Origin of the sequence: Micromonospora sp. NPDC005197, assembly GCF_040608295.1 — a bacterium.
GTDB lineage: Bacteria > Actinomycetota > Actinomycetes > Mycobacteriales > Micromonosporaceae > Micromonospora.
Map to the genome: position 1 here is coordinate 1 of NZ_JBEXHY010000048.1, position 11,952 is coordinate 11,952.

Sequence of the window (11,952 nt, forward strand, 5' to 3'; positions counted from 1 at the left end):
AAATTTAACAACAATAAACGGCAATCCTCTTTGGTTTTTTTTTTTATTGTTTTTCAGTGGTTTGCTTTTCCTATCTTCGGTGGGTGTTGGGGGGGGGCGGGCGGGGGGGGGGCCCCCGCGCGGGTGGGCCGCCCACCGGCGTTGGGCGAGGGGGTTCAGGCGGCGAGGTTGGGGTGTTCGCGCCGGAAGTGGTTGAGTAGGACGGCGAGGGCTTCGGCGGCGTTGTCGAGGTCTTCGGCGGTCATGGGAATGGTGTCGACGCGTGCGATACGCATCGGAATTGTGGTTTCTCTTTTCTTGGTCGGGATGTGTGTCGCACCGCCGTTATTGGTGGCGGTACCAGGATGCGGTTCGTCAGGATAGCTCCGGACGGCGTTTTCGTCGTCATACGGCGCGGTGGCCACGGTCCTCCGAAAAGCGTGTGAAGCTGCGGGGGTCGGAGTCCTTCGTTCATGCGGTTTCCTTTCCTGCGCGGAATCGCGCGATCGATCCAACTGATGCGGAAGAGCCGACTCGTGGCAGGTCGCCTTACCTCCCGAGGGGCGGGGACGATACCTCGGAGCGCTGTCACCGGGAAGCGATTCGGGCTGTCAGCGACTCACGGATACTCACGGAGGCCGCCGGAGAGCGGCTGACAGTTTCAAAGGCTTGCTGTCACGGCGAGCCCAGAGGTACTGTCCGCCCTCCCTCCCTTGCTGGGAAGGGTGTGCACGCCTACCGCTGCGGGTGCCGTCGGGCCAACGGCTGGACGGCCCTTGTCGCCGCCCGTGTGGGCGCGTGTCCGGTCACCGGGGATGGTTCGGCGCTATGGGTCAGGTGGCCCGGTCGGTGCGGCTGTCGGCGGCGGGAAGGTCGGCCAGGCGCATCGGCGCCCCGTGGTGGCGGTGCAGCCACCACACCGCTTCGGCCGGGTTGATGCCGGTGACCTTGGCGTGCACGGCGGTAGCCACCGGATACATGGCCCCGGCGGCGGTGAGTTCCTGGTGCAGGTGCCGTTCGCGTGCTGGGGAGTGCAGCCAGAACAGCACCGGCCAGATCCGGCCGGTGACGTGCGCGAGGTCCCGGTAGCCGTCGATCTTGTCGACCAGTCGGGACAGCGGCCGTTCGGTGCCGAGGTCGTACTCCAGGAAGAACGGCACCCTGCGGTCGCCGTCGATCCAAATGCCGTGCCCATCCGGCCGTGAACTGGGTGTATAGGCGAGGGCCGAGACGTCGTCGCCGGGTTCGGCGAAGGCACCCGTCTGCTGGCAACGGGCCGCTGGCCACCAGCGCGCCAACTCGCTGCCAGGATGGGTACGGGCGTGTCCGGCCAGGGCGGCGAAGAAGCCGTTGACCCCGAGCAGGTGCGGCAGGTTCGCCCGCCGCGTCAGATGCCACCGCCTGCGCCGGGCTTGATCCCTACGCGGCAGGTCGTCGCCGCGCTGCGCGGCGACGACCTCAACGCCGAGCTGCGCCAGGACGTAGTGGAACGGGTAGGAGCCGCCGTCGGGCTTCTGCGGCCGGAACCGGTCCACCACCCCCAACTTCTTCATGAGGGCACGCAGGCGCTCTTGGGCGTAGTCGATCGACGGGTAGAGGGCTTCGGCGATTTGGAAGGAGGTGAGAACCCCGTGGTCGGCCAGCCAGCCGAGCAGCACGAGGTCGCGATCGGTGAGCTGGGCCTGCACCCGAAGCAGCGGATCAGGCATACGCCACCACCATCCCCAGGGGGAGAGACCCAGTCAGAGGGTCTGTCGCAGCACGACAGACAGTGCTGACAGCCGCCCCGACCTGGGCTGTGAGCCATACCAGAGGGTCCGTTCGGGGGTCCTGCTGAAGCGGGACGCCAAGTAGGAGACCCGGCGGGACCCGCAACGGGAGGTCAAGCCCGCCGCTGTCAACGCAAGATATCGAGGATGCGGTAGGCGTCGATGAGAATCGATGCATGAACAGGGTGTACTCCAAAGTGATGAAGGGATGTTGAGGTCGCGGAAGTGGCGTAATGCCGCTTCGTGCGTCTGAGTCCGCCTGCGTCTACGGGAAGGCGGGTGTCGTTGCTTGCGGATCAGCTCGTGGCCGTCGAAGGTCGAGAGCGTGCAGAAATGGGACCCGCTGAAGGAACACCAATTACTGTTGCTGCGGCGGATCGGTGACGGGGACGACCTCAGTGGCCCCGACGGGGTTGACCAGCGTCTCTCGGCCCGGGCGCTGCAGGCCCGTCGGCTTGTCGACGTCAGCCGTCGAGGCGGTGTGTGGCGGGCTCAGATCACCGAGGCCGGCCGCTTCTACCTCGACAATGGCATCCACCCCGACCACCCGGACCGCCTCTCGGGCAGCAGGACGGCACCCCGCCAGCGCGTTCGGGCTGCCGTTACCGCCACGCAAGGTAAGACAGCCCCAGCGCAGCCGCGAGCCGGCGAGACGACCACGACATCCGGCTCGACGCGTTCCCCAGCCGCCTCGACGGTCGAGCAAGCCAGACAACTCTTGGAACGTCTTCGAGCCGAGGATGGGACCGTGCGAGTCGACAGCCCCGACCCCGGGGAACGCGCCCGGTATCGGCGGGTCATTCATGCCGCCAAGCAGCACGGCCTCGTACCCGCCGGGTTCCACCTCAAGCACACCGGACGCGCCGCCGGAGACCTCATCATCCGCCTGTCCAACGACGACGACCCGGACGAGACGGACTGGAACCGGATCCGACTCAACACCCGCCGCGTCACCACCGACCCTGACCTCGTGTTCGCCGCCCTCGAAAAGAACCCCGCCGGGCTGGAAGTCACGAGAGCATCCGTCCCCCGGGCGCTGGACCTGATCCGCGGCCTCGCCGCCGAAGCCCGACGGCGAGGCCATCGGGTCGGTGTGAATACCAAGACCAAGACCCCGTCGGTCTACCTTCAAATCGACAAGACCCGTCGCAAGGTCAGGCTGATCGAGGAGTACGACGACATCCCCCACGTCCCCACCGAGGAGGAGGCCCGACAACTGCGGCGCAATCGGTGGATGGTGCTCCCCAAGACCGACCGGGTCGCCTCCGGCCGGCTGCGGATAGAGATCGCCCGCACCGGCTGGGACGAGAAGGACACCTGGACCGACGACAAGCGCACCCCCTTGGAGAAGCGCCTTCCCCGCATCATCCGGGACGTCGAAGCCGGCATCGCCGCCGATGAGGAAGCGAAACTGGCCGCCCAGCGAGCTCACGACGAACGCGTCGCCGAGATGAAGCGGCAGGAGGCCGAAGAGCGTCGCCGCTGGCAGGCGGCGCTCGCCGACGCCCGCCCTCAGGCCGCCGAACTCCTCCGCAAGAAGGCGTTCCGGCGGGCCTACGACTCCTGGACCTCCGCCAACGAGATCCGCGCCTTCTGCGAAGCTCTCGAGCAAACCGCGCCCGACGAGCCGGCCGAGTCGGAGAACCGCAACCGATGGATTAACTGGGCGAGAGCCGCCGCTGACCGTCTCGACCCCACTCAAGGAGATCGGGCTCTTTCCGGGATCGGCTTCGACATCGAACCCAAGCCCGGCGACCTACGGCCTTTCATCGGCGATTGGAGCCCCACTGAGCCCCGCCGTGAATACCGCTCCGAACGTGACCAGCAGGCCATCGAGAACGCCCGACTCCAAGCCGATATCTGGCATCACGGCATGCGCGGACGAGCCACCTGGTGGCGCAAATAGCCACTACCCGTAACGGCAGGTGGCCCAATACTCACGTGACGTTGTGTTGGGTGGCCATCGGTCGGTCGGAACGTCGTTGATAGCGCAGCCCTGGTGCGCGGTCGAGATCAAGAACGAAGCCGTTCGGCGTCGGCATAACCTCATTCGCCGTCGAAGAGGTGTCGAGTGTGAGCGTGTAGCCGTCCGCGGCGTACGTGGACCCATTGCAGGTGAGATGGTTGAGGGTTCCCCGACGCCACAAGTACAGCGAGCCTGCACTGCGGGTCAGGCGTACGGTGCCGGGAACCTCGTCGCAGACGTACGTGCCGAGCGAGGTGTGTGTTGCCTCGGTGTCGGCGCTGCCCGTGGAGGTGGTGGTCTCGTGCGCAGGAAGGCTTCCCAACGCGCGAGACAGCAGTCCGCCCGGATCAGCGCCAGATTCGTGGGTGGGGTCGGCGAGGGCCGCAGCGAGCACGTAGTCGGCGGCGATTCCGGCGTGGTTTGACAGGCAGATAACGCGGAGCCCTGAGTTGGTGAGATGGACGGCTGCGGAGAACCCCTGTTCGTGGCCGTAGTGGAAAACGGCGGTACGGCCGGGGCGAGGATCGGCGTACAGCCCGGGACCGTATGTGAACGGCGCATGGTCGCTGGGCTGATAGCCGAGGTGCTGGTCGAACGGGAGCGCATCGTCGACCGAGGGGTGCCATTCGTGCCAGAGGTGGGTGAGCCATCTGTCCAGGTCAGCGGCGGTGCACCACAGGGAGCCGGGGCCGGGCAGGGTGACGGGGCGCTGTTGGTGCTGCCATCCGCTGGCGACGGCCTGGTAGCTGGCGGCGGCGCCGGGGATCACCTCGCGTGGATCAGCCTTGAAGCGGGCCGAGGTCATGCCGAGCGGGGTGAAGACGTGCCGGTCCGCGATCTCGTGGAGTCCCGCCCTATACGCGTGCGTGAGGACTTCAGCGAGGAGGAGATAACCGGTGTTGCTGTAGAGGAAGCGGCCCGGCTCGACAGCTCGGTGTCGCTGGCGGTAGGCGAGTTGAAGCAGGTCGGCGTCGGTGTAGTGGTCGAGTTCGCGGAAGCCGGCCAGGGACAGGAGGGATTCGGCGTCCCGGATGCCGCCCTGGTGGTTGATGAGGTCGCCGATGGTGACGTCGGGGATGCGGAAGCGGGGCAGGATGTCGCCGACGGGCCGGTCAAAGGTGAGGAGGCGGTCGCGGGCGGCGCGGATGCACAGGTACGCGGTGATCTGTTTGGCGACGGAGCCGATGTTGAAGGCGGTGTTCTCCCCGATAGGCGCGGCGAGTTCGAGACTGGCCAATCCGGTGTGCGCCTGCGCCGTCGGATGGCCGGCCTGGCCGACGCGCAGGATGACGCCGGGCTCGCCCAGCCGGACCGCGAGGGCGGTCTCGGTAGCGGGAACCGAGGTGTCGGTGGAGTTCACAGACTGAGAGCTTCGCGGTGGACAGAGCGCAGGCGTTCCCGCAAGGTGGGGTCATTGATCAGGGTGAGTGCTCGGTCGTGGTCGGCGGCGGTGGTGGCAAGCAGTCCGCGCTGCTGCTCCAAGTAGGCGGTCAGGAATCGGTACAGGTCGCCGCTGGTTCCGGGCAGGACCCGAGCGGTGTAGATCATGGTGAGAGGAAAGGCGAAGCAGGCGTGCAGGAAGCCGAAGGCGGGCCTGTTCGTCTTCTTCCAGGGGGAGTAGAACCTGACATCGTCGCTGATCTTGCAGGCGGTGGCGCCAAGGGCGTCGTTGAGCCAGTTGTGGCCCGCCTCGTGGATCAGGTCGCGAGTCAGGACGACGGGCTCGTTGACGTGGTCGCAGTAGATGGTGCCGGGCAGCCGGGTGATGGTCCAGCTGTCGAGGGTGTCGCCGAGCTGCTTGTGGCGCAGCAGGCAGACGACGACTGCGTGGCCGGCGAGAAGGTCAGCGAAACCGTTCTTCGCGCCGGTGGCGTACGCGGTGGCGGCCAGGTCCCGCAGGCCCGGCGGGGCAGCGGTGGTGTCCGGGCCCAGTACGTAGTAAGGGGTCTCGGAGATCTCCGAGCGGGGCAGGCTGTCAAGTTCGGGGGCGAGGACGATGCGCGGACCGACGGCGGTGGGGGTCGATAGCGCTGAGGCGTTCGCGTCCGGGTGGGCGCCATACCAGTTGAAGGTGGCGGTCTCGCGGGAGCGGGCGGCGGCCTCGGCGCCTTCGAGGACGTGGTGGGCCAGGCAGTAGTCGAAGGCGTCCGACCCCGAAAAGTCGGGGATGTTGGCGGTCGGCTGGACGGCGGGCTTGAGGACGGCGCGTATCCGGCGAGTGCGGTCGCGGTGGTGGGCCTGGATGGGGGCGAACGAGAAGGAGATGGTGGGCGCGTCCACGGGAGCGGGTCCTTCCGACGGGCTGGGCCTGGGGCCGGCCCCGTGAGGGTCCGGCCCCAGGAGGTACTTACCGACGGCGTGCCGCCGGTGAGGTGCGGGGCGTTCAGGCGTCGGTGCCGTCGGTTGCCGCGGTGCTCGCCGGGGCCTCAGCGGTCGGCCAGCCCTCGGCCGAGACGCTGGAGGTGTGACGGGTGCTGCGGACGGTCTCGTCGTCGCCGCGAAGGTCGTCCACTGCGGCGAGGAAGTCGCTGATCCGGTCGTTGTCCATGAGTGCGCTCGTCCTTTCCGAAAAGGGGTCTAGGTCGTGCACCTTTTGGAGCCGATTCCTGCGGCGGCGAGCGGGCGGTGGGCACCCCGTCTCCTTCCGGTTGATGGTGGGTCAGCTGCTGCGCTGGGCCGGCGTGGCGGCGGTGGTGGCCGCTTGGCGCAGGGCATCGCGCAGCTCTCTCATGGCGGGCCGGTCCTCGGGTGCCGGGGCGAGCGCCGCAGTGATGATCGGGCGGAGTCCGGCGGGCGCGGTGTGCAGCCGGGAGGGGCCGTGGCGGGGGATGTCGGCGCACAGGTAGCGGTAGGTCAGGACTCCGAGGCTGAAGGCATCAGCGGCTGGGGTGGCGCGGTCGTAGGAGGTGGCGTACTCCGGGGGCCAGTGCACCTCCGGGCCCCGAGCGGTGGGGCCGCGCGGGGTTTCGGTGCGACGCGCGGCGCCAAGGTCGGTGATCAGTCCGTTGCCGTCGTGGATAAGGATGTTCTCCTGGTAGACGTCGCGGTGCACGATCCCGCGTTCGTGCAGGGTGCGCAGACCCTCGGCGACGTCGGCCAAGATGCTTAGCCCGGCCGTCGTGTCGTCTCGGCTGAGGTTGGCGGCGAGGTGGGGCCGGAAGTTGCCGCCGACGCAGTGGGGCATCGTGTACCAGTCGAACCGGTCGGTGCTGCCCTGCTCCAGCAGCGGCACGACGTGCTCGGCGCTCTGGGCGACGCGGGTTACGGCGATCTCGTGGCGGAAGTCCTCACGGGTCAAGGCCCTTTCGGCCTCGGTCATCTCCGCGTACCAGTAGAAGCCGTAGGCGGCCTTGCGGGTGGCCTCGTCGAGCTCGGCCAGGACGTGGTTGCTGCCGAAGCCGGCCTTGAGAACCACCGGAGGCGTCCCGTTGCGGCTGGCGAGCACCAGGGTGCTGGCGCGGGTGAAGCAGAGGAGGTCGTGGACGTGCCAGCCGGCGTAGCGAAGCTGGTCAACGACCCAGGCGGCGGGGTGCATCGGGTGCAGGTGCATGGGCTGCCTCCTCATGATCGCGCCGCAGCCGGTGCGGAGTGGCGCAGCCGGTCCAGGCAGGTGGCGGCCAGCCGGTCGAGGTCGGTTTTGGTGGCGCACGGGTGGCGCAGCACGGGCAGGCCGGTTGCCTCGGTCCATGCGTTGACCGCCTGCTCGTACAGGTCGGCATACCGAGCGGCGGTCTGGCGGTCCTCCCCGAAGCGACGCGTTGTAGGCCGCCTGGACAGCCGGGCATGGCACAGCGCGGGCTCGGTGGTGAGCAGGACGATCAGGTCCGCCCGTGCGGCCGTGACCTCGGCGAGCTGCTGAACGTAGTGGGCGACAGGACGGTCGTGAAGCAGGGCGATCAGGCAGGCGGTCGACAAGGTGAGCCGGTCAGCGATGACCGGTCCGAGGGACAGGGCGGGGACGAGGTTATGGCGGGCATGGAGTTCCAGGTCGTGGCGGACCGCGGCCAAGATCCGCACGCCGTTTGCTGCCGGACGGCCAGCCCGCAGGCTGATGATGGAGCGGGTAGCTTCCAGCGACAGCCAGGAGAACTGGCCGATATGCCCGAGGTGAACGTCCTCGCAAGCGGCGTTGGCCAGGATCCGGTCGCGTAGCGTGCTCTTCCCGGCTCCAGCGATTCCCTCCAAGGCCAGCAGCATGCCTCGCTCCTAATTCTTTTCGGCGATCAGCCAGCTGATGAACTTCGCGACGCGGCCGGCGGTGACAGGTTCGGTGCCGTGGGTGAGCTGGGAGCCGTAGAGCAGGGCGGTGCCAGGGGCGGGGCTCACGCTCCATCGGGTTCGGGGCATGGCCGCATACCAGTCGGCGGAGTGGTCGGCGCCGTCGTGGGCCAGCCACATACCGCCCGCGTAGCCCTGTTCCTGGGCGTCGTGGTCTAGGCGGGTGTTCCACAGGCGGTCGCTAGACGTGCTTTCGACGTAGAACGCGCCGCCGACCTCGGCCTCACGGATCACGACGCTGATGCCGGCGATTTGTCGCGGCCAAGCCCGCGGGTCGGGGGCGATGCCGTCGAGGTGGCCGGTGATGTGCTGGCCGGGGCCGTACTCGACGTAGGTCCACGGCCGACAAGTCGTGATCGACGGCATGACGCGGGACAGAGCGGGGCGGGCGCGGTCGAAGGCCTGCTGAAGCATGGCCTCGGCTCTGTCCGGGATCTGTGGGACCTCGATCCGTCCGGCCGGCTCGTAGACGGCCATGGCCTGCTCGTTGGAGCGACCGGGGATCTCATGGATCGAGGTGGCCCGCCTCGCGCCGAAGCGGAGCCGGGCCTCGTCGCTGAGGAAGTCGTTCATCGTGGCGGCGAGTTGGTCTCGCTCCTCGGTGTCGACGAATCCCTCGACGCTGCCGACCGCGACGGTCTCGGCGATGTGGATCACGAGTCGGTCCTCCTCGTTTCGAGCACCCGGCGGACGTCGTCCAGGCCAGTGCAGTGATTGAGCCAATTGGCCACAGGGTGGTGGACGTCAGTGATCGGGCTGGCCCATAGGGCCAGCAGTTCTCCCGTCAGCGGCAGTTCCTCCGCGCCGGGCAGCGCCTCTGACTCGGTCAGCCGGTCCAGTGCCGGGCATCGGGCCGCGTGCTGTGTGGCGAAGGCCCGCCCCAGCCGTGCTGCCGTTGCCAGTTCGCAGGACCGCAGGAGCGTTTCGGCAGGCTCAGCCCGCTGGTAGCTGCGGTGCTCGGTAAGTGCCCATCCAGCCCCGACCGCTGCGGCGGCGGCCACAACGCGGCAGGTGGCACAGCACGCGTCTTTGGCCTTCGGGCACTGGTGATCGTGGGCGGGGAGGGTTGTGGCGACCTCGACGAGAGCCGCCCAGGCGGAGTCCGTCAACAACTCGCCGATGGTGCCGCGGTCCGGTTCCGGGCCATGGTTGCAGCACACCGGACCAGGCCGGCGCGGGGCGCTGGGAAGGAGCGAGGGCTCGATGAACAGGGCGTGGAAGTACACGATCCGCCCCAGCAACTGATGGATCGTCAGCGAGGCTGCGACGCTACCCATGCCGCCTCCTCATCGATCGGAGCGCTCTGAGGCGCTGGGCAGCGGCAGCCGTCCTCGGTTGGTCGCTCGCCGCGCAGCACGTCGGCGACGGCACGGGTGGCGACGTCAACGGCGTCGAAGTACGCCGGCCAGCCGTGCCCGGGACGCGGGCGCAGAGCCAAGTCGAGTACGGGGCTCGTCCGTCCGGTGGTCTCGCACGTCAGCTCCGCCCGTCCGATGGCCACCAGCACCGTGGCGGGCAGGTCGGTAGTCACAGCGGTGACGGCGCGGCATAGGGCAGCAGCGGTTCGCGCGTACTCGGTTCGGTTGCGTGGAAGGATGCCGACCCGGCGCTCGGCGGGCGGCAGGTCAAGCCCCGGATAGGGATGTCCCTGGCAGCTGTCGTATGTGATCATGCGCCAGTCCTGGGTGACAGCGTCAACCAGAGGGCGAACGCCGGGCTCGATCGCTTCTCGCCACTGCGGGTGGGCCGGATCGAGGTCGTCGGCCTCGTGCACGCCGGGCAGGCCGACGGTGTTTATGTTGCCGTGCGAGCTGGTGCGCAGCCGCATACGCGGACGGTTCGCGTCGGCGTGGTCCCAGCGGGCGAGGAAGGAGGCGACGTCACGCATGCTGTTCGGAGTACGGGGGCGCGGGCGCACCCTGCGGCACCAGGCGCCTGCCGGGTCGGCGGGCTGGGCGAGGAGTGCAGCGATGCCGTCGATCATCCGCATCCGGTAGTCGCAGTAGGCGTCCTGGTCGCCGTCCTGGTCCTGACGCCAGCGGGTGGCCACGCAGCCGCCGCCGCACGTTGACCGGTACTCGCAGGTGGTGCACCGCTCCATCAGGGCCTTGCCCTGGTTCAGCAGCGGCAGCCGCCGCTGAGCCGCGACGACCGCCTTCTGCTCGAAAGGCTGGTCCAAGAGGGTGAGCTGGGCCTGCGGCCATGGCAGTTCGTCGCAACTGCCGAGTCGTCCGTCCGGATAGAGCGTGAAGACGTGGTCGCACTTCAGGTTGGAGAAGTGGCAGAAGCCGGTGTCCAGCCCGCGCAGCCGGCGGATGGTGGATACGGACGGTTCCAGTTTCAGCCGGGCGAAGTGGCCAGCGCCGATCCAGCGAACGGTGGCGGTGAGTACGAACTCGGCGTACTGGTCCGGGGTGGTCGCCCACCCGGGCCCTTGCGGGCCGCGCAGAGCCGCGCGTTGAAGGAGCCGGCTCGCGGTAAGGCGCTGCCCTTGGGCAGCGGTAGGGCCTTGAACGGAGGCATCAAAGCAGGGCACGAAGCTGACGGCGTTGACCGCCTCGAAGCCGGCGAGGTGGTCCAGGACGGCCTCGGCACGGCCGAGCACGGTCGGAGTGACCGCGGCGATCACGCCCACCTTTCGCCCGCGCTCAGCCAGCAGCCGCAGGGCGGTGGCCACGCGGGGGTAGACAGGCCGGCCGTCGTATCCAACCCGCCAGGCGTTGCCCGCCTCGTCTCCGTCGAGGGAGATGCCGATCTGAAGGCGCGGGTACAGGGCATCGATCAAATCCAGCCACTGCTCATTGAGCAACACGCCGTTGGTTTGCATCGACACCCGCACCACGCTGGGCTGGGACGCGAGTTCACGCAGTACCTCGGCGACGTGGTCGCGTCCGGCCGTCAGCGGCTCGCCGCCATGCAGTTCCACGGCGAGCGGACGCCCCGAGAAGAGCTCGGTGAGTCGACGCACTTGACTCGCGTCGATCCGGGCTCCCCCCGGGACCTCCTTGCGTTTCTCGTAGCAGTACAGGCAGTCGATGTCGCAGGTCTCACCCCGTAGCTTGAGGATCACCGAAACGGCACTGTCGGCGTCTTCGACGTCGAGGCCGCGGTACAGGTGGGCCATCGGGTCGTGCTGATCGGTGGTGGCGTGCATCGGCTGCCTCCCAGGCGTGGGCCGAACCGGGCGGGGATCAGTCGTAGAGGCGTCCCAGCAGGGCGCCCTGGCCGGACTGGAGGATGTGGGCGGCCTCCAGCGGAATCCAGAAGCATTCGAAGTGCGTCGGCTCCTGCTCCCCGTCGTGGTCCTCCTGGCTCATCCACCGCTCCGACGTCGGCTCGGTCAGTTCCAGGTGGAATACGTGGCGGCGCTGGAGCTCGAACCGGTATGGGCTGATGTCGTACTCGGCCTCGCCGAGCTTCCGCACGACTTTGAAGTCCTTCAGGCCGGTCTCCTCGCGGGCCTCGCGTAGCGCCGCCGCCTCCGGCGTCTCGCCGGCGCGGACGCTGCCGGCCGGAACCTGGATGCCGACTTCCTCGTAGCTGTAATCGGTGTGCCGGAAGACCAGCAGTTTGCCGTCACGTACGACGTAGCAGAGAACCTTTTCCTTGGTGATCCGCTCCGGCATGGGAGAACCCCTTTTCATTCGTTGACTTCAGAAGCTCGCAGGCCCACGGGTATCAACGGAACCGCATGCGGTATTGAGCGGCGCCCGCCGACCGCTGGGCAAACGACCTTGAGTCTAGGTCCGGTGACCGAACGTCACGAGGAGCCAAGTGGTGCATCAGCAGGGGCGTTGCACTGGGCTCATCGCCTGATGCCCGAGCTGCGGGCTCTATCCCAATCCCAGCACCCGTCACGACCACGGAGGATGGCCTCGTTTCGTGCTTCATCACCACCTCCGTGGTTTTCTCAAGATCCGGAGCGGATTGACGAGAGGTCGGTATCTCGTCCTCCACACC

General features: G+C 68.2%; 12 protein-coding genes. 1 reads left to right on the forward strand and 11 read right to left on the reverse strand.

The genetic code is table 11. The features are described 5' to 3' along the window. Positions 1–155: 155 nt before the first annotated feature. Together ABZU46_RS17475 and ABZU46_RS17480 are read right to left on the reverse strand one after the other, a co-directional pair. Complete coding sequence (locus ABZU46_RS17475; protein WP_354858836.1) at positions 156–404, reverse strand: hypothetical protein; 249 nt, start codon at positions 402–404, stop codon at positions 156–158. A 408-nt stretch (positions 405–812) separates the two neighbouring features. Further along, positions 813–1,688 (reverse strand): replication-relaxation family protein, encoded by an 876-nt coding sequence (locus tag ABZU46_RS17480; RefSeq protein ID WP_354858837.1) that lies wholly within the window; start codon positions 1,686–1,688, stop codon positions 813–815. Positions 1,689–2,073: 385 nt separating this feature from the next. On the opposite strand from ABZU46_RS17480, the gene ABZU46_RS17485 reads away from it, so the two are divergent. Continuing rightward, positions 2,074–3,654, forward strand: a complete 1,581-nt coding sequence (locus ABZU46_RS17485) for a hypothetical protein (protein WP_354858838.1) — start codon at positions 2,074–2,076, stop codon at positions 3,652–3,654. Between the two features lie 31 nt (positions 3,655–3,685). Here the strand turns inward: ABZU46_RS17485 and ABZU46_RS17490 are convergent, their stop codons facing one another. The 9 genes from ABZU46_RS17490 to ABZU46_RS17530 all read right to left on the reverse strand — a co-directional run bounded on the left by ABZU46_RS17490 (position 3,686) and on the right by ABZU46_RS17530 (position 11,618). Then, positions 3,686–5,074: a serine hydrolase domain-containing protein gene (locus tag ABZU46_RS17490; RefSeq protein ID WP_354858840.1), complete on the reverse strand. Its 1,389-nt coding sequence runs from the start codon at positions 5,072–5,074 to the stop codon at positions 3,686–3,688. Continuing rightward, complete coding sequence (locus tag ABZU46_RS17495; protein WP_354858842.1) at positions 5,071–5,994, reverse strand: HEXXH motif-containing putative peptide modification protein; 924 nt, start codon at positions 5,992–5,994, stop codon at positions 5,071–5,073. Before ABZU46_RS17495 ends, ABZU46_RS17490 begins: the two co-directional genes overlap by 4 nt. Before the next feature lie 103 nt (positions 5,995–6,097). Next, positions 6,098–6,262, reverse strand: a complete 165-nt coding sequence (locus tag ABZU46_RS17500; protein WP_354858845.1) for a hypothetical protein — start codon at positions 6,260–6,262, stop codon at positions 6,098–6,100. Between the two features lie 111 nt (positions 6,263–6,373). Next, positions 6,374–7,264 carry a protein kinase gene (locus tag ABZU46_RS17505; protein ID WP_354858848.1) on the reverse strand — a complete coding sequence of 297 codons (891 nt, stop codon included), beginning with the start codon at positions 7,262–7,264 and terminating at the stop codon, positions 6,374–6,376. An 11-nt stretch (positions 7,265–7,275) separates the two neighbouring features. Then, positions 7,276–7,911 (reverse strand): hypothetical protein, encoded by a 636-nt coding sequence (locus ABZU46_RS17510; protein WP_354858851.1) that lies wholly within the window; start codon positions 7,909–7,911, stop codon positions 7,276–7,278. A gap of 9 nt (positions 7,912–7,920) precedes the next feature. Next, positions 7,921–8,649: a hypothetical protein gene (locus ABZU46_RS17515; RefSeq protein ID WP_354858853.1), complete on the reverse strand. Its 729-nt coding sequence runs from the start codon at positions 8,647–8,649 to the stop codon at positions 7,921–7,923. Then, on the reverse strand, positions 8,646–9,269 hold the full coding sequence (locus ABZU46_RS17520) for a hypothetical protein (RefSeq protein ID WP_354858856.1): 624 nt from the start codon (positions 9,267–9,269) through the stop codon (positions 8,646–8,648). The genes ABZU46_RS17515 and ABZU46_RS17520 overlap by 4 nt, the downstream gene beginning before the upstream one ends. Continuing rightward, on the reverse strand, positions 9,245–11,146 hold the full coding sequence (locus ABZU46_RS17525; RefSeq protein ID WP_354858859.1) for a radical SAM protein: 1,902 nt from the start codon (positions 11,144–11,146) through the stop codon (positions 9,245–9,247). The genes ABZU46_RS17520 and ABZU46_RS17525 overlap by 25 nt, the downstream gene beginning before the upstream one ends. A 37-nt stretch (positions 11,147–11,183) precedes the next feature. Further along, positions 11,184–11,618, reverse strand: coding sequence for an NUDIX domain-containing protein (locus tag ABZU46_RS17530; RefSeq protein ID WP_354858861.1), 435 nt, complete (start codon positions 11,616–11,618; stop codon positions 11,184–11,186). Positions 11,619–11,952: the final 334 nt, after the last annotated feature.

Excerpts from the sequence above, each read along its gene's own strand:
- ABZU46_RS17505 (WP_354858848.1), bottom strand. The coding sequence starts at position 7,264 with ATGCACCTGCACCCGATGCACCCCGCCGCCTGGGTCGTTGACCAGCTT.
- ABZU46_RS17480 (WP_354858837.1), bottom strand. The coding sequence starts at position 1,688 with ATGCCTGATCCGCTGCTTCGGGTGCAGGCCCAGCTCACCGATCGCGAC.
- ABZU46_RS17510 (WP_354858851.1), bottom strand. The coding sequence starts at position 7,911 with ATGCTGCTGGCCTTGGAGGGAATCGCTGGAGCCGGGAAGAGCACGCTA.
- ABZU46_RS17520 (WP_354858856.1), bottom strand. The coding sequence starts at position 9,269 with ATGGGTAGCGTCGCAGCCTCGCTGACGATCCATCAGTTGCTGGGGCGG.
- ABZU46_RS17525 (WP_354858859.1), bottom strand. The coding sequence starts at position 11,146 with ATGCACGCCACCACCGATCAGCACGACCCGATGGCCCACCTGTACCGC.
- ABZU46_RS17530 (WP_354858861.1), bottom strand. The coding sequence starts at position 11,618 with ATGCCGGAGCGGATCACCAAGGAAAAGGTTCTCTGCTACGTCGTACGT.
- ABZU46_RS17500 (WP_354858845.1), bottom strand. The coding sequence starts at position 6,262 with ATGGACAACGACCGGATCAGCGACTTCCTCGCCGCAGTGGACGACCTT.